Source organism: Micromonospora sp. ABR4_055 (genome assembly GCF_056160425.1).
This window is the reverse complement of the sequence record NZ_JBSWXD010000054.1, coordinates 1-17358: the sequence shown is the minus strand read 5'-3', so window position 1 is coordinate 17358 and position 17358 is coordinate 1. Positions and strand designations below refer to the sequence as shown.

Annotated in this window: 13 protein-coding genes; 8 read left to right on the top strand and 5 right to left on the bottom strand. The window is 71.5% G+C overall.

The genetic code is table 11. The annotated features are described in order from the left end of the window. Positions 1-2: 2 nt before the first annotated feature. Positions 3-1262 carry an amidohydrolase gene (locus ACXAHD_RS14750; RefSeq protein WP_282233925.1) on the bottom strand — a complete coding sequence of 420 codons (1260 nt, stop codon included), beginning with the start codon at positions 1260-1262 and terminating at the stop codon, positions 3-5. Positions 1263-1734: 472 nt separating this feature from the next. Here ACXAHD_RS14750 and ACXAHD_RS14745 point away from each other — a divergent pair, with 472 nt between their 5' ends. The 4 genes from ACXAHD_RS14745 to ACXAHD_RS14730 all read left to right on the top strand — a co-directional run bounded on the left by ACXAHD_RS14745 (position 1735) and on the right by ACXAHD_RS14730 (position 8688). Continuing rightward, positions 1735-3753 carry a protein kinase domain-containing protein gene (locus ACXAHD_RS14745; protein WP_475051141.1) on the top strand — a complete coding sequence of 673 codons (2019 nt, stop codon included), beginning with the start codon at positions 1735-1737 and terminating at the stop codon, positions 3751-3753. Between the two features lie 666 nt (positions 3754-4419). Beyond that, positions 4420-6144, top strand: a complete 1725-nt coding sequence (locus ACXAHD_RS14740) for a phospho-sugar mutase (RefSeq protein ID WP_475051139.1) — start codon at positions 4420-4422, stop codon at positions 6142-6144. 56 nt (positions 6145-6200) lie between these two features. After that, complete coding sequence (locus ACXAHD_RS14735; protein ID WP_475051136.1) at positions 6201-8168, top strand: hypothetical protein; 1968 nt, start codon at positions 6201-6203, stop codon at positions 8166-8168. Between the two features lie 28 nt (positions 8169-8196). Further along, positions 8197-8688, top strand: a complete 492-nt coding sequence (locus tag ACXAHD_RS14730; RefSeq protein ID WP_289212214.1) for an NUDIX hydrolase — start codon at positions 8197-8199, stop codon at positions 8686-8688. 20 nt (positions 8689-8708) lie between these two features. On the opposite strand, the gene upp is transcribed toward ACXAHD_RS14730, so the two are convergent. Next, complete coding sequence (gene upp / locus ACXAHD_RS14725) at positions 8709-9341, bottom strand: uracil phosphoribosyltransferase (protein WP_289212213.1); 633 nt, start codon at positions 9339-9341, stop codon at positions 8709-8711. Then, entirely contained in the window at positions 9322-10623 is a 1302-nt protein-coding gene (locus tag ACXAHD_RS14720) for a glycosyltransferase (RefSeq protein WP_475051133.1), read from the bottom strand. The genes upp and ACXAHD_RS14720 overlap by 20 nt, the downstream gene beginning before the upstream one ends. Positions 10624-10765: 142 nt before the next feature. Between ACXAHD_RS14720 and deoC the strand changes: the two genes are divergently transcribed. The 4 genes from deoC (at position 10766) to ACXAHD_RS14700 (ending at position 15044) form a co-directional block, all read left to right on the top strand. Next, the gene (deoC, locus tag ACXAHD_RS14715) at positions 10766-11749 is read left to right on the top strand and encodes a deoxyribose-phosphate aldolase (RefSeq protein WP_289212211.1); all 984 of its coding nucleotides are present in this window, start codon (positions 10766-10768) and stop codon (positions 11747-11749) included. A 5-nt stretch (positions 11750-11754) separates the two neighbouring features. Next, positions 11755-13185 (top strand): aldehyde dehydrogenase family protein, encoded by a 1431-nt coding sequence (locus tag ACXAHD_RS14710; protein ID WP_289212210.1) that lies wholly within the window; start codon positions 11755-11757, stop codon positions 13183-13185. After that, positions 13178-14020 carry an aldehyde dehydrogenase family protein gene (locus ACXAHD_RS14705; RefSeq protein WP_289212209.1) on the top strand — a complete coding sequence of 281 codons (843 nt, stop codon included), beginning with the start codon at positions 13178-13180 and terminating at the stop codon, positions 14018-14020. The genes ACXAHD_RS14710 and ACXAHD_RS14705 overlap by 8 nt, the downstream gene beginning before the upstream one ends. A gap of 118 nt (positions 14021-14138) precedes the next feature. Next, on the top strand, positions 14139-15044 hold the full coding sequence (locus tag ACXAHD_RS14700; RefSeq protein ID WP_289212208.1) for an endonuclease domain-containing protein: 906 nt from the start codon (positions 14139-14141) through the stop codon (positions 15042-15044). 89 nt (positions 15045-15133) lie between these two features. Here ACXAHD_RS14700 and ACXAHD_RS14695 read toward each other — a convergent pair whose 3' ends face one another. Continuing rightward, positions 15134-16114 carry a serine hydrolase domain-containing protein gene (locus ACXAHD_RS14695; RefSeq protein ID WP_289212207.1) on the bottom strand — a complete coding sequence of 327 codons (981 nt, stop codon included), beginning with the start codon at positions 16112-16114 and terminating at the stop codon, positions 15134-15136. Between the two features lie 77 nt (positions 16115-16191). Next, the gene (locus tag ACXAHD_RS14690; protein WP_289212206.1) at positions 16192-17190 is read right to left on the bottom strand and encodes an NAD(P)-dependent alcohol dehydrogenase; all 999 of its coding nucleotides are present in this window, start codon (positions 17188-17190) and stop codon (positions 16192-16194) included. Between the last annotated feature and the right edge of the window lie 168 nt (positions 17191-17358).

Genomic DNA, 17358 nt, shown 5'->3' with positions numbered 1-17358 from the left:
GGTCAGTCGGCCTCGGCCAGCTGCAGCACGGTGTGGACGAGCAGGCGGACGCCGACGGCGATCGCCCGCTCGTCCACGTCGAACGAGGCGCGGTGCAGGTCGCTGCCGGCCTCGGCGCGGCCGACTCCGAGCCGGGCCAGGGCACCCGGCACGTACTCCAGGTACCAGGAGAAGTCCTCGCCACCCATGCTCTGCGGGGTGTCTGCGACGGCGGCGGGGCCGAGGGCCGCTGCGGTGGCGGCGGTGAGCGCGCCGATCGCGGCGGCATCGTTGATCACCGGTGGTCGACCACGCAGATACTCGATGTCGACCGTCGCGCCGGTCGGGGCGACCACTTCCCGGATGATCTGGGTGACGATGTCCGGTGCGGCGTCCCAGGTCGGCCGGTCCAGCACCCGCAAGGTGCCGGCGGCGCTGGCCTCGTTGGGGATCACGTTGTACTGGGTGCCGGCGGACGCCTGACCGAAGACCAGCAGCAGGCCGGCGTTGGCCGGCACCCGCCGGTTGACCAGCGCGGGCACCTCGGTGACCAGCCGGCCCAGGGCGTTGACCAGGTCGACGGTCAGGTGCGGGCGGGCGGTGTGACCGCCCGGACCGGACAGCCGCACGCTGATGTTGTCCGCCGCTGCGGTGATCGGGCCGACCCGCAGCCCGACCCGGCCGACCGGCAGGTTCGGGTCGCAGTGCAGCGCGAAGATCTGGGTGACGTCCTCGAGCCCGCCCGCCGCGACGACCTCCAGCGAGCCGCAGGGCAGGATCTCCTCCGCCGGTTGGAAGATCAGCCGGACCCGCTGGCGCAGTTCGCCCCGGTCGGCGAGCTGCGCGAGCAGCATCGCCACGCCGAGCAGCACGGTCGTGTGCACGTCGTGCCCGCAGGCGTGGCAGACGCCCGGCACGGTCGACCGGTACGGCACGTCCTTGACGTCGGCCAGCGGCAGCGCGTCGATGTCGGCGCGCAGCGCGACCACCGGGCCGTCAGCGGGGCCGGCGTCGATGTCGCAGATGACGCCGTTGCCCTTGGGCAGCAGCCGGGCGGTGAGCCCCATCCTGGTGAGCTGGTTGGCGATGAACGCGGCCGTCTCGAACTCGTGGCCGGACAGCTCCGGGTGGGCGTGCAGGTGCCGCCGGATCGCGGTCAACTGCCGCCCGCGGGCATCGAGCAACTGGTCCAGCCCGGCCGGCAGGGGTTGGGCACCTGGCAGTGGATCGGGCCAGGACGACGCCATCTCGCTGCCGGTGGGCAACGTCAACGCACTCGTCACGTCAGATTCTCGATCACTGTGGATGGGATGGGACTCCGACAGCCTAGACCGGGGACGGTAACGCTGCGCAACGTCATTCGGGTAGTGGCCGCATCGCGTATTGTCATGGAATGCCTGGTAGAGGCGATCGGACCGCTGCGGTCCGCCCCGAATGTCACCATCGTAGGCAGCCATGGGTCCCACACCTCCTACGCCGAGTAACGAGCCACGTAGCGACCCGGCTGCCGGTTCGACCGAAAACTGACAGATATCTGACTGTCGCGACACCCCCCAGTCCGGGCGTGCCATCTGATAACGACACCGTGACGGGTTGCGCACCTAGAGTCCGATCCGGTGTACATTGGGCTACCACACAACGACACAGAGTGGACTTCTCACCAACCTCGGCGCGTAGCTTTCGTTCCGCCGAGCGACCCAGCAAGATAGAGGGGTTGGTTCCCCGGCCCCTCAATTTCTCTCGGCGGCATTTCCTGTGACTCAGATTCCGACGTGGAGTGGCGGACCAGTCAGCTCTACCAGCGCACGAGCGGCACCCGGCGCCACCATCGGTGGCCGGTACTCGCTGCGTGCCGCGGTCGGGCACGGTGGCATGGGCACCGTCTGGCGCGCCACCGACACCCTGCTCCGACGCGACGTGGCGGTCAAGGAGGTCGTCCTCCCCCCGGGGCTGGCCCCCAGCGACCGCGACGCGATGTACGAACGCACCCTGCGGGAGGCCCGCGCGGCGGCCGCACTGCAGCACCCGGCCGTGGTCCAGGTCTACGACGTGGTCACCGAGGGTGGCCGCCCGTGGATCGTGATGGAGCTGCTGGACGCCCGCAGCCTCGCCGACATGGTCATCGAGGATGGCCCGGTCGCCCAGCGCGCGGTCGCCAAGATCGGCATCGCGCTGCTCGGCGCGTTGGAGGTCGCCCACGCCATCGGCGTCCTGCACCGCGACGTCAAGCCGGCCAACGTGCTGATCTGCACCGACGGTCGCTGCGTACTCACCGACTTCGGTGTCGCGCGGATGCCCACCGACGTCCAGCTCACCACGCCCGGGATGGTGCTCGGCTCGCCGCACTTCATCTCCCCGGAGCGGGCCATGGGCCAGGACTTCGGGCCGCCGAGTGATCTGTTCTCCCTCGGCGTCACGCTCTACACCGCCGTCGAGGGGCGCCCGCCCTTCGACAAGGGCGACCCGATCGAGACCATGCACGCCGTCGTCGAGGACCCGCCCGCCGCCCCGGTGCGCTCCGGCCCGCTCACCGAGGTGCTCTTCGGCCTGCTGGAGAAGGACCCGGCGCGACGCTTCGACGTACCGACCGCCCGGAGCATGCTGCGCGAACTGCTCGCCGGGCCGCTGGCCAGCAAGGCCCCGACCAACCTGGTCACCGACCCGTACGCGGTGGTCTCGGTGCAGCGACCGCCCAGTTGGCAGCAGCAGGCCCGACCGGCGCCACCGGCGCAGCCCCAGCCGAGTGGCAAGATCGGTGGCCGGGCGATGATCGGCCCGGACGAGTCGCTCACCGACCGCCTCGCCGAGCTGCGCAAGGCCGGCCGGCAGATGCCGAGCGCGGCGCAGTGGTCCGCCGCCGGGCTGGACAACGCAAACCCGACCTCGCCGGCGGCCGGAGCGACCGCCGCGATGCCGATCAGCCAGGCCGGCGTACCCGGTCCGCGTGGGCAGCAGCCGGTTCGGCACGGCCACGGCCCGCAGAGCGGCCAGGGCGGTGCGCTGCTCAGCCCGACCGGGGCGATGCCGGCGCCGAGCTGGAGCGACGGGCAGCCGGGCTGGGATCAACCGGCGGCCGGTCGGCCGGCACCGGGAGGTGCCGCCACCGCCGGGGCGATGCTGGACAAGGCGATCGCCGGGCTCCGGCAGGGCACCGGCAGCGCCGTCGAGAAGGTGAAGAGCTGGGACCGGAAGGTGCAGATCGGCGCGGCGGCCGGTGCCACGCTGCTGATCCTGCTGCTGTCCGTGACGCTGTTTAGTGGCGACGACGACGCGTCGCAGACCCCGTCTATCGTTGCGCCTGTCAGCACTGAACCGCCAGGCCCATCATTCGAGACGCAGACCTACGTTGAGCGCGGCATTTCGGTTGAGGTACCCGACGGCTGGGCCAGGACAGAAGCTGGGGTCTGGGTCGATTACACCGACCCAGAGGAAAGTGGGCGTCGCGTTCGACTCCTTGTCGAGAACGCAGGTCCCTCCACTCAGCCGCTGTCTTTCCTCAGAGCCGCAGGCGACCGGTTGTCGAAAAATCGCGGCAGTTGCGATGAGCCGTATCAGGAGATCAGACTGGATGAGTCCAAGATCGCAGACCAGCCATCAGCTGAACTGGAGTACACCTGCGGCGAAGGACAGGAACAACGACACGGCATCTGGCACGCCGTGGTCGCCAACGGAAAGGCGTACTCGTTCTTCCTGACCACCCCAGAAGCCCGATTCGAGGAAAGTAAGCCGATCTTCGACGAAATGGTACGAACTTTCTCTCTGACGAGCAGCTAAGTATGGACCTCCCGCCCGAGGACCGGCACCCCTTCCCCAGGGCGTACCGGTCCTCGGGCAGCGCAATCTACAAGATCTCCACCTGACCACTCACCAGGTAGTCTCCAGAGTTCTGCGAACAGAAGGCGCTTGACGTCGGCGACGAGGTCGAACTGTAAAAGACGACCTGCCCCTGATCTTGGTAGTTGTATGCCGGGATACCACCGCCACCTGGGTAGCGGCAGTTCGCAAGGGCACGCTGGAACCCATAGTCGCCCGACACGGTCATCCAACACCAACTCGCATAGAACGGAACCCCATTCAGCGTTCCACTCGTAGTGTCGCAGGAAGTAGCCAATGCCGCAGAAGTTGAGGAGGAACGCTTCCCCACCTCAGCACCCTGCCCAGCAGAGGCAGGAACAGCTAGGACTGATGCGAGAAGAAGGCCTACTGAGGCAAGCCCCGCGATCGATCCCGCATATCCCAGCATCCGGGAAGCCCTGAAACCTGCAACTCTTCGAGACATGACAAAACTCCCTACTAAGATGATCCCGCTGGCGACACCAGGCGAGGAAGTGCCATCAAGACAACAGGACAGCACGCCAAAAGATTGACTACCATTAATATGTAACATTGAAAACAACTACTCAAAGTGTCAAGACGGATACGCTAACTCGGAAGTGGTTCATGTCACAGCCCGCAACCTCGCCAATTGACGGCAGCTCATCCGACTACGACGGTCCAGGTCTCCAGACTCTGCGTACCCGGGTGGTGGCCTGGCTCGGCGACGAGCCGGACCCGGCCGCCCGCGCCGAACTGCTGACCCTGCTGGACCAGCTGCCGGGCAGCGCCGCCGAGCTGGCCGACCGGTTCGCCGGGCCGTTGACGTTCGGCACCGCCGGGCTGCGCGGTCCGCTGCGGGCCGGCCCGAACGGCATGAACCTGCAGGTCGTCACCAGGGCCGCCGCCGGGCTGGTGAGCTGGTTGGCCGAGCAGGGCGGCTCCGGACCGGTGGTGATCGGCTACGACGCCCGGCACGGGTCACGGGCCTTCGCGGTGCGCACCGCCGAAGTGGTCACCGGTGCCGGGCGGGACGCCTACCTGCTGCCCCGCCCGCTGCCCACCCCGGTGCTGGCGTACGCGGTCCGCGCCCTCGACGCGGTGGCGGCAGTGATGGTCACCGCCAGCCACAACCCGCCGCAGGACAACGGCTACAAGGTCTATCTCGGCGCTCAGCTCGGCGGACCGGCCGGTGCGGGCGCGCAGATCGCCCCGCCGGCCGACCAACAGATCGAGGCGGCGATCCGGGCGGTCGGAAAGCTGGTCGACGTGCCGCTCGGCGGCCCCGGCAAGACGCTGGACGACGAGATCGTCGCCGGCTACCTGCGGACCGCCGTGGCGGTGGTGGACCGGGCGACCCCCCGGGCGCTGACCGTGGCGTACACGCCGCTACACGGCGTCGGTGGGGCGGTGCTGCGGGAGGCGTTCGTCGGTGCCGGATTCCCGGCACCGCTGGTCGTCGCCGAGCAGGCCGAGCCGGATCCGCAGTTCCCGACCGTGGCGTTTCCCAACCCGGAGGAGCCGGGCGCGATGGACCTGGTCGTCGCGCTGGCCCGGGCACACGGAGCCGACCTGGCGATCGCCAACGACCCGGACGCCGACCGGTGCGCGGTCGCGGTGCCGCACGGCGACGACGGGTGGCGGATGCTGCGCGGCGACGAGCTGGGGGTGCTGCTCGCCGATCAGCTGATCCGGCGGGGCCGGCACGGCCGCTACGCCACCACCATCGTCTCGTCGTCGCTGCTCAGCGCACTGTGCGCGGCGCGCGGCGAGCCGTACGCCGAGACCCTCACCGGCTTCAAGTGGATCGTCCGGGCCGGCAGCGACCCCGCGGACACTCCCGAGGTGCCGCTGGTCTACGGCTACGAGGAGGCACTCGGCTACTGCGTGGCACCCGACCAGGTACGCGACAAGGACGGCATCACCGCCGCGCTGCTCCTCGCCGAGTTGGCCGCCGAGCTCAAGGCAACCGGTCGGGGCCTGGCTGACCGGCTCGACGAACTGGCCTGCGAGTTCGGGGTGTACCAGACCGACCAGCTCGCCGTGCGGGTCGACGAGCTGAGTGAGATCGCCACCGCGATGGCGTACCTGCGGGCGAACCTGCCGACGACGCTGCTCGGCGAGCCGGTCACCGCGACGCAGGATCTGCTGCCCGACGCCGACGTGGTGATCCTGCGTACCGGCACTGCCCGTGTCGTGGTCCGTCCTTCCGGGACGGAGCCGAAGCTGAAGGCGTACCTGGAGGTGGTCCAGCCGGTGCCGGGCAGCGATCCGGCTGCGGCCCGCGAACGGGCCGATCGGGCGTTGGCACAGCTGCGGGCAGAGACATCGGCCGCCCTAAACATCGGATGATGCCCGTTTCACCCGTTAGGCGCGACCAATTCATATTGCTGATCGTTTAGCTGGTTATGCTAGCCAGCCGCTGCTTCGCCTACCTGACCGCCGCGACGCACCGGCGGTACACGCTGCTCCCCTTCCACCGGCAGACTGCCCTGTTCCGCCTGACCCGTCGGCCCGGCCAGGCCGCCCGATGCTGGCTGGGCCGACGTCTGCGGCCGGCCCGCCCGACCGCCGCCGGTCTCCCCCGGCGATGGTCCGTACTGGACGGACGCCCCGTCATGGCCGTCGTCGTCGACGCGGTCAGCCCGCTCAACGCCCACCGGCGCAACCTGCACCTCGTCACCGACGCACTGACCCGGGCCGGGGTGGACCACTTCGTCATCCCGGCCGCATCCGGGTTCAGCAGCCGGGTCGGGGTGCCGGCCGGCGAGCGTACCGCCGCGCTGCGGGCCCTCGGCCGCGTCGGCGGCCTGGCCGTGGCACGCGCCGGACACCGGCACCGGTACCGGCGACTGCCGGCCCGGCCCGACTGGCGGCTGCGCCGGACCCCGGTGATCCGGGTCTTCCAGCCGGTGACCGGCGTCAACGGTCAGCTGACGTACGGCGGGCAGGCCGCCTGCGAGATCGAGTTCTGGGCGGTCGACGGTGACCGGCTGCACGCGCCCCGCAGCAACGACGTCACCGCCATCGTCCCGGCCCGGTCGGCCCCGGTACGGCTGACCGAGGCCGAGGCCTGCTGCTTCGCGCCGGAGGACCGGATCGCCCGGCACGTGACCCGTACCCCGTTCACCCGTCGGCCGGCGACCTGGCCCGACTTCCCAGTCGACCTGGTCTGCTGCTGGACCGACCCGACCGACCCGCGGTGGCGCTCCCGCCGGCAGCGGGCCATGGCCCGCACCGCCGGTCCGGTGCCGGCCGCCCGGCGCGCCGACCGGCACCGCCACCGCCACGGTGCCGGCCCGGCGGATCCCGCCGGCAACGAATGGATCGGCTGGGACGGCACCGAGGAACTGCGCCACCTGCTCCGCTCGGTGCACCTGCACGCGCCCTGGATCCGGCGGATCTTCCTGATCACCGCAGACCAGGTGCCGGGCTGGCTCGACGTCAACGATCCGCAGTTGACCGTCGTCGACTATCGCGACCTGCTCGGTGGCCACGCCGTGCTGCCCACCTTCAACCCGTACGCCGTCGAGTCCGCAGTGCACGAGATCGACGGCCTGGCGGAACGGTTCCTCTACCTGCCCGGCAACGTCTTTCTCGGCCGGCCCGTCGACCGGACCACGTTCTTCGAGCCCAACGGAATCCCCAAGGTGCTGCTCGGCCCGCCGCCCGGGCCGGGCCGGGGAGCCGGCCGGCTGGCCCGCTCGGGAGACACCCCGGCGGAGGCCGCCGCGCGGCGCGTCTTCGCCGACCAGTTCGACCGCCTCGTCGACCCGGGCGCCCAGGTCGGCGTACCGTTGCCGGTGCGCCGCTCCACACTGGCCGAGATCTGCACCAGCATTCCCGAGGTGGTCGCCCGGATTCGCGGTCACCAGATCCGGCATCCGGACGACGTGTCACTGATCCGCTCGCTGCACCCACACTGGTCGTACCTGCGGGGCACCGCAGTCCCCGGGTCACTGCGCCGGCACCGGGTCGACCCGGCCACCCCCGACGCCGCGCTGCGGCTGCACCGCCTGCTCGACCGTCGCGACGCCGACGCCTTCGGGCTGGACACCGAACTCACCAACGCGGTCGACTCCGCCGCCCGCCGGCTGCGGGTCGAGTTCCTCAACCGCTACTTCCCGACCCGGTCACCGTACGAGGTCGACGCGGAGACCGCGGCGGCCCGCGCCCCGTTCACCGCGACCGAGCTGGCGCAGCGCCTGCTGCGCCCACCGGTCGGGCGGTTCCCGGTCAATCCGCAGCTGCGGCTGGCCGCCGCACCGCAGCAGACCCGCCACCACGACGCCGGATACCCCGCACAGCCGGACCCGCTGTCGGCGGCCGACCCGGTCCCGGCCACCGAGGTGCTGGTGGGACACCGCTGCGGCTGACCGGCCACCGGGTACCTATGGTGACCAGGTGCAGGCGATCATCGCGACCCTCGGCTACGTACTCTCCCCCGACGGACGTCAGGTGCTGATGCTGCGCCGCGACACCCGGCCGGACGACATCCACTACGGTTACTACAACGGGCTGGGCGGCAAGCTGGAGCCGGGCGAGGACGTCATCGCCGGCATGCGCCGGGAGATCCGGGAGGAGGCCGGGTTGGAGTGCGGACGGGTCGAGCTGGCCGGGACCATCTCCTGGCCGGGCTTCGGCCGGCACAGCGAAAACTGGTTCGGCTTCCTGTTCCGGGTGCCGACCTGGTCCGGCGAACCCCGGCCGGACTGCCCGGAAGGCACCCTGATCTGGACCGACCTGGCCGACGTCCTCGCCGGCCGGGTGCCGATGTGGCCCAGCGACCGGCACTTCCTGCCGCTGGTCTTCGCCGAGCAGCCGACCGTCTTCCACGGCGTGATGCCGTTCACCGACGGCGTCGCGACCAGCTGGAGCTGGACCACCGCCGGCTAAACCGAACTGGTCAAGGCCGGTCAGAAGCGCGGCATCCCGCCGAACTGGCGGTCACCGGCATCGCCGAGCCCTGGCACGATGAACATCTTTTCGTTGAGCCGTTCGTCGATCGACGCGGTCACCAGCCGCAACGGCAGGCCGGAGCGGTCCAGCCGGTCGATTCCAGCCGGCGCGGCGAGCACGCACAGTACGGTGATCTCGGTAGCACCCCGGTCGGCGAGCAGCCGGCAGCAGTGCTCCAGCGAACCGCCGGTGGCCAGCATCGGGTCGAGCACCAGCACCGGGATGCCGGTCAGGTCGACCGGCAGCGACTCCAGATAGGCCCGGGGCTCGTAGGTCTCCTCGTCGCGGGCCAGCCCGACGAAGCCCATCGACGACTCCGGCAGCAGCGCCAACGCCGAGTCGGCCATCCCGAGCCCGGCGCGCAGCACCGGCACCAGCAGCGGCGGGTTGGCCAGCCGGATCCCGTCGGTCGGTGCCACCGGGGTGGTCACCGGGAAGGACTCCACCGGGAAGGACCGGGCCGCCTCGTACACCAGCATGGTGGTGAGTTCGTGCAGCGCGGCGCGGAACGCCGCCGAGTCGGTCCGGGCGTCGCGCATCGCGGTCAGCCGGGACTGGGCGAGAGGGTGATCAACGACGAGTACGTCCACGGTCGTTGAACCTACTCGCCAGCCCGGCGGCCGACGCATACACCTCACGGATCGCTTCGGCGTAGCGGGCCGGAGTGTGTTCGGCGCAGCGGGCCGCCGCCGTGGCCGCCTGCCGGCGGGCCGTGTCCGGGTCGAGCAGCAGCCGCAGCACCCCGCCGGCCAGCGCACCCGGCTGCGGCTCGGTGCGCAGCGCGGCACCGGCAAGCGCGCCGTGCGCGTGCAGCGCCCGGTCGACCAGCACCACCGGAGCCCCGGCCAGGCCGGCTTCCTGCAGGACCAGCGCCTGGGTGTCGGTCTGCGAGGCGAACGCGAACACCTCGGCGGCCCCGTACGCCGCAGCCACCACCTCCGGACCTTGCTGGCCGGTGAGGGTGATCCGGGCGGCCACCCGAGGGTCGATGGCGCGCAGCAGCCCGGCCAGCCAGCGCGGCTCGTACAGGGCACCGACCAGCACCAGCCGGGCGGCCGGGCAGCCGGCCAGCACCCGCTCGAACGCGGCGATCAGCAGGTCGATGCCCTTCTCCCGGTTGATCCGACCCACATAGAGGACCACCCGGTCGCTGGGTGTGATGCCATGGCCGTACCGGAAGGCGTTGATCTCGTCGGCGGTGGTGCGGCGGGCCGCGACCCCGGTCGGCACCAGGTGCACCCGGTCGGCGGGCACCGGCAGGTGGATCCGGTCCAGCACCGCCCGGGTCGGCACCACCACCGCGTCGGCGCCGCCGAGCAGCAGGGTGTTGGTGGCGTCCATGGCGGCCCGGCGGCGGGCGACCGCACCGCTGGCCATCGGCCGGTGGTCGCGGGCGTGGCCGGCCGGTGCCGCCGCCGGGCGGGGCACGCCGAGCCGGCGGGCGTACAGTCGGACGCCGGCGCTGAGCGCGCGGGCCGGCACCCGGTACGCGTCGGCGTACGCGTGCAGGTCGGTGTGGTAGGTCTGGACCAGCGGCAGACCGAGCCGGCGGGCGGTGAGGACGCCGAGCAGCCCGACCGGTCCGGGGGTGTGCACGTGCACCACGTCCGGGGCGTGGGCGGCGATCTCGGCGATGGTGCCGGTGGCGGCGGCGCCGCGCAGCAGCCACGGCGACAACCGCAGGTCGGCGACTCCGCAGGGCAGCGCACGTAGCCGCAGCACGTCCGCCTCGGCCGGCTGGTCCGGATGCCGGGGCACCACGATCAGGCCGGGATGCCCGGCGGCGGCCGACGCCGCCGCGAGAGTCCGCAGCGAGGTGACCACCCCGTCGCGGCGGGGCAGGTACGTGTCGGTGAAGTGCACTGCTCGCACGTCAGGCACGGTGGGTCACCGGGGCCAACATGATGTAACGGTAGGCCAACAGCGCCGTTAAGTCTGCTCGTCCGATCAGCCGACGGCCAAGATCGCGAACTCGCTGGCGACGTAGACTCGCGGACATGACAGGACTCGCGGCATGACCGGACTCGCGGGCACGACAGCGGTGAGCACCCCGGCACCCGCGCGCCACGATCTGGCCGAGGTGGGGCGGAGCGCGGCGACCCTGCGCGCCTTCCTGCACGGGCTGCCCGGCGTCGACGAGGTCGGGGCGCGGCAGCGGGCCGCGACGCTCGGCACCCGCTCGATCAAGACGACCGCCAAGGCGTGGGCGATCGACCTGGCCATCCGGATGGTCGACCTGACCACCCTCGAAGGCGCCGACACCCCCGGCAAGGTACGCGCGTTGTGCGCCAAGGCCCGCCGCCCCGACCCGGCCGACCCCGATTGCCCGCCGGTCGGCGCCGTCTGCGTCTACCCGTCGATGGTGCCGACCGCCGCCGAGGCGCTCACCGGTTCCGGCGTACACCTGGCCAGCGTGGCCACTGCCTTCCCGTCCGGGCAGGCGCCGCTGGAGGTGAAGCTGGCCGACACCCGGGCGGCGGTCGCGGCCGGCGCCGACGAAATCGACATGGTGATCAACCGGGGGGCGTTCCTCGCCGGCCGCTACGACCAGGTGTACGCCGAGATCGTCGCGGTCAAGCAGGCCTGCGGCGACGCCCACCTCAAGGTCATCCTGGAGACCGGGGAGCTGGCCACCTACGACAACGTGCGCCGCGCCTCCTGGCTGGCGATGCTGGCCGGCGGTGACTTCATCAAGACCTCCACCGGCAAGGTGCCGGTCGCGGCGACGCTGCCCGTCACGTTGATCATGCTGGAGGCGGTCCGGGACTTCCACGCCGTCACCGGGCGGCGGATCGGCGTCAAACCGGCCGGCGGCATCCGTACCACCAAGGACGCGATCAAGTACCTGGTGCTGGTCAACGAGACCGCCGGCGACGACTGGCTCACCCCCGACCTGTTCCGGTTCGGCGCCTCCACCCTGCTCAACGACCTGCTGATGCAGCGGTCGAAGCTACGCACCGGGGTCTACTCCGGTCCCGACTACGTCACCCTGGACTGATCAGCGTGTTCGACTACGCACCGGCACCCGAGTCCCGCTCGGTCGTCACCATCCGCGACTCGTACGGTCTGTTCGTTGACGGCGAGTTCGTCGACCCGACCGACGGCGGCGCGCGCAAGACCGTCAACCCGGCCACCGAGGAGGTCCTCGCCGAGGTCGCCGAGGCCGGCCCCGGTGACGTGGACCGGGCGGTGGCCGCCGCGCGGGCCGCGTACCAGCGGGTCTGGGGTCCGATGCCCGGCCGCGACCGGGCCAAGTACCTGTTCCGGATCGCCCGCATCCTCGCCGAACGCGGCCGCGAACTGGCCGTACTCGAGTCACTGGACAACGGCAAACCGATCCGCGAGTCCCGCGACGTCGACGTGCCGTTGGCGTCGGCGCACTTCTTCTACTACGCCGGCTGGGCCGACAAGCTGCCGTACGCCGGTTTCGGCCCGGACCCGCGCCCGCTCGGCGTCGCCGGGCAGGTCATCCCGTGGAACTTCCCGCTGCTGATGCTGGCCTGGAAGATCGCCCCGGCGCTGGCGGCCGGCAACACGGTGGTGCTCAAACCGGCCGAGACGACCCCGCTGACCGCGCTGCTGTTCGCCGAGATCTGCCAGCAGGCCGATCTGCCGCCCGGCGTCGTCAACATCGTCACCGGGGCCGGCACCACCGGGCAGGCCCTGGTCGGCCACGCCGGCGTCGACAAGGTCGCCTTCACCGGATCCACCGACGTCGGCCGGCAGATCGCCCGCGCGGTCGCCGGCAGCGGCCGGAAGCTCACCCTGGAGCTCGGCGGCAAGGCCGCCAACATCGTCTTCGACGACGCCGCGATCGACCAGGCCGTCGAGGGCATCGTCGACGGCATCTTCTTCAACCAGGGCCACGTCTGCTGCGCCGGCTCCCGGCTGCTGGTCCAGGAGTCGATCGCCGAACCGCTGTTGGAGTCGTTGAAGCGGCGGATGGCCCGGCTGCGTGTCGGTGACCCGCTGGACAAGAACACCGACGTCGGGGCGATCAACTCGGCCGCCCAGCTGGACCGGATCCGTACCCTGGCCGCCGCCGGCAGCGACGAGGGCGCGCAGGCCTGGTCGCCGCCGTGCGACCTGCCGCAGCAGGGCTTCTGGTTCGCGCCGACCATCTTCACCGGGGTCAGCCAGGCGCACCGGATCGCCCGCGAGGAGATCTTCGGCCCGGTGCTGTCCGTGCTGACCTTCCGCACCCCGGACGAGGCCATCGACAAGGCCAACAACACGCCGTACGGGTTGTCCGCCGGCATCTGGTCGGAGAAAGGTTCCCGGGTGCTGTGGGCCGCCGACCGGCTGCGCGCCGGGGTGGTGTGGGCGAACACGTTCAACAAGTTCGACCCGACATCGCCGTTCGGCGGCTACAAGGAGTCGGGCTACGGCCGCGAGGGCGGCCGGCACGGGCTGGAGGCGTACCTCGATGTCTGACAGTGGCGGCGTCGCCACCCGGGTGGCCGTACGCAAGACGTACAAGCTGTTCATCGGCGGGAAGTTTCCGCGCAGCGAGTCGGGACGGACGTACCAGGTGCAGGACTCCAACGTGGCGCTCGCCTCGCGCAAGGACCTCCGCGACGCCGTCGTCGCCGCCCGGGCGGCGGTGAAAGGCTGGTCGGGCGCGACCGCGTACAACCGGGGTCAGATCCTCTACCGGGTCGCCGAGATGCTGGAGGGCCGACGCGAGCAGTTCGTCGCGCTCGGCGAGCCGGCCGGCGAGGTCGACGCGGCGATCGACCGCTGGGTCTGGTACGCCGGCTGGTCCGACAAGCTCCCCCAGGTGTACGGCGGCGTCAACCCGGTCGCCGGCCCGTACTTCAACCTGTCGACACCGGAGCCGACCGGAGTGGTCGGTGTCGTCGCGCCGGTCGAGCCGTCGCTGCTCGGCCTGGTCAGCGTCGTCGCCCCGGTGATCGTCAGCGGCAACACGGCGGTGGTGCTGGCCTCGCCGGCCCGTCCGCTGGCGGCGGTCACCCTGGCCGAGGTGCTGGCCACCAGTGACCTGCCCGCCGGGGTGGTCAACGTGTTGACCGGCAGGATCACCGAGACGGCGCCGTGGCTGGCGTCGCATCTGGACGTCGACGCGCTCGACCTGACCGGGGTGGCCGATCCGCAGTTGGCCGTCGAGTTGGAGCAGGCCGCCGCCGGCAACCTCAAACGGGTGCTGCGCCCAGCCGTCGGGTCGGTCGACTGGTCCGCCGATCCGGGCACCCGGCGGATGACCACGTTCCTGGAGACCAAGACCGTCTGGCATCCGAAGGGCAGCTGAACCCGCCACGGGTGGTTGCCGGGCAAGGTACGCGGACGGCAGACGCAACGTGTCGGATGGGTGACCGTCCGGCCGGTCAGGGCAGCGGCAGTGGCCGGCCGCCGGGCAGGCTACGCCGGTGTCCCGCGTCGCCAGTGTCCCGAATCAGCTGAGTTTCCTCCCGTTCTCCGGTAGCCACGCCGTCGCCGCCGGCCTGCTCAGCAAACGGATGCTGGCCGGGCCGGCGTGGTGTCGGCTGCTGCCCGACGTCTATGTGCACGCTGCGGCGTTCGACCCCGACGACCATCGGATGTGGTGCAACGCGGTGGCACTGAAACTGCCGGCCGGCGCTGCGGTCTGCGGGCTGAGCGCCGCGTACCTCTGGGGAGTCGACCTGCTCCCCCGGCGCAGCCCGGTCCATGTCGTACTGCCCCGGACCGGTCGGATCCGGCGGCACCCACGCATCGCCGTCACCAACTCGACGCTGGCCGTCGACGACGCCGTTCTGCTCAGTGCGGTGCCGGTGACCACGGAGGTCCGTACCGCCTTCGACCTGGGACGCACGTTGCCGCGCCCGGACGCGGTCGCTGCCGTCGACGCGCTGCTGCACCGCCGGCTGCTGCGCACCGAGGCACTCGCCGGCTACCTTGACAGCCATCCGCGCTGGCCCGGCGCCCGGCAACTGCGTGAGCTGGTCGGCCTGGTCGAGCCGCTGGCCGAGTCGCCGATGGAGAGCCGGCTGCGGCTGCTGCTGCACGACGCCGGCCTGCCCCGACCGGTGCCGCAGCACAAGGTCGCGGATCCGCGGGGGCGCTTCATCGGCCGCGTCGACCTCGCCTACCCGCAGTGGCGGATCGCCCTCGAATATGAGGGTGACCATCACCGGGGTAGGGCCACTTTCCGCCGGGACGTGCACCGCTACAACGCGCTGCGGGCCGCCGGCTGGCTGGTGTTGCGCTTCACCGCGGACCACGTACTCCGCAAATGCGGGCAAGTCGTAAAGGATGTCCGGCAGACGATCGACGAACGCCGCGCCCAGCCCTGACGGACGCCGCGCCCAGCCCTGACGAGCCGAACACCAGATACCTCATCTTCCCGCCGACAGGTACCTGGTGTTCGGCTCGTGCCGGGTGGCTAGGTGACGTCGAGCGCGGGCAGGACGACCTGCTCCAGCACCGCGACCGGGGTGCGCCACTGCTCAGGGTCGTCGTAGTTGCCGGCGGTCACGACGACGACGAGTTCCAGGTCGGGCAGGACGATCAGGCGCTGGCCGCCGTTGCCCATCGCCGCCGCCGTCCGGTGACCGGCGACGGTCTGCAAGTACCAGTGGTAGCCGTACTCAGCGGACCAACCGGTCGGCAGACGCGGCTCGAGCATCTCACTGATCCAGCTGGCCGGCACCAGTCGACGGCCGGCCCAGACCCCGGCGGCGAGCACCAGCTCGCCGATCCGGGCCAGGTCGCGCGGGGTGAGCCGCAGCCCGGACGCGGGCGAGGCCACCCCGTCGTCGCCGGCCATCCAGTGGACCTGCTCGATGCCGAGCGGAGCGAACAGCTTCGCCCGGCCGTACGCCTCCAACGCCTGCCCGGTGCCGTCGGCGATCAGCTTGCCGAGCAGCGCGGTGGCACCGCCGCAGTAGGACCAGCGCTCGCCGGGTGGCTCAACGATCGGCCGCTCCAGGACGTACCGGTAGCGGTCCGGGGCCAGCTCCATGGCGATCTCGGCGTTGTCCGGGCTGTCGTACGGGACGTCCTCGCGCCAGTCCAGCCCCAGCGACATGGTCAGCGCGTGCTCGACAGTGAGCCTTGCCCGCTGTGGGTCGGTCGCCAGGTCGGGATACTCGGGGAACTGCCCCAGCAGCGGCTTCCCCGGGGCCGGGACGAGCCCGTCGCCGAGAGCGATGCCGTACAGCAGGGCGGTCACACTCTTGGTGGCCGAGCGCAGGTCGTGCAGCGTCGCCGGGCCGAAGTCGACCTGCCCCAGGGAGTGCTCCCAGGAGAAGTCCTCGCCGGTGCCGTAATGCTCCCACAGCAACTCGCCACGACGTACCACCACGACCGCGTGCAACCCGTCGACCTGCCCGGCCCGATCGGCCTCGGCCAGCAGCTCGCTCATCCGGCTCGTCATCATCGCCACCCCCCGCCCGCACCGAGGATATGCCGAACCGTCGATCATCGCCGTCCCCTCCGTCGTCACATCGTGACGACCACCTTGGCGCGGGCGTGCTCGGTCTCGACGTACCGGATCGCCGCCGGCACCTCACTCAACCGGAACGTCCGGTCGACGACCGGGGTCAACTTGCCCGATTCGACCAGCTCCCGCAGCGCCGCCAGATGCCCCCGGCCCGCCGTCGCCGATGGCGCGATGATGCGCTGCCTGACGAACCGCCCCACCAGCGGCCCGCGCAGCAGCAGACCCATCGGCCCGAACACGCTGCCGCCGGTGGACACGCCGCCACCGGACAGCAGCAGCGTCCCGTCCGGGGTCAGCACCCGCCGGAGATCGGCCAACGACCGGTTGCCGACCAGGTCGAGCAGCACGTCGTAGCGGCGGCCGGCCCGGACGGCGTCGGTACGGGTGAAGTCCTCCCGGCTGTAGTCGACGACGTGGTCGGCACCGAGCGACCGGACCAGCTCGACGTTGCGGGTCCGGCACACCGCCGTCACCTGCGCGCCGTACGCCTTGGCCAGCTGCACCGCGAAGGTGCCGACCCCACCGGACGCCCCGTTGATCAGGACGTGCTGCCCGGCCCGCAGGTCGGCGGCGTCCCGCAGGCAGACCAGGGCGGTGGTGGCGGCCAGCGGCACCGCCGCCGCCTGCGCAAAGCCCAGGTTCGCCGGCTTCGTCTCGACCAGGTTCTCCGGTACGCACAGGTACTCGGCGAACGCGCCACCGGCGGCGCCGGCCTCGCCGTACACCTCGTCACCGGGGCGGAACCGGGTCACCGCGCCGCCGACCGCCTCGACCCGGCCGGCGAAGTCCTGTCCGCGCACGGCCGTGCGGGGCCGGCGCAGCCCGAACGACAACCGGGCCAGGTACGGGTCGCCGCGCATCGCGTGCCAGTCGTACGCGTTGACCGAGCTGGCGTGCACCCGGACCAGCACCTCGCCGTCGCCGGGGGTCGGGGTGTCGACGTCGCGCAACCGCAGGACGTCAGGTGAGCCGTACCGGTCCTGGACCATCGCCTTCATCGCTGATTCTCCTCACTGGATTCTCTGGTGTCCACAGCTTGTCGGCAAAGGCCGGGGCGGCGCGTCGGCGCGGCGGCGGCACCGCTACTGCGCCCGGCGCGGTAGCGCGGTGGCCGGCCTACTCCCCCGGGCGTACGCCGGGCTGCCGCCGTCGGGGCTGCCGCCGTC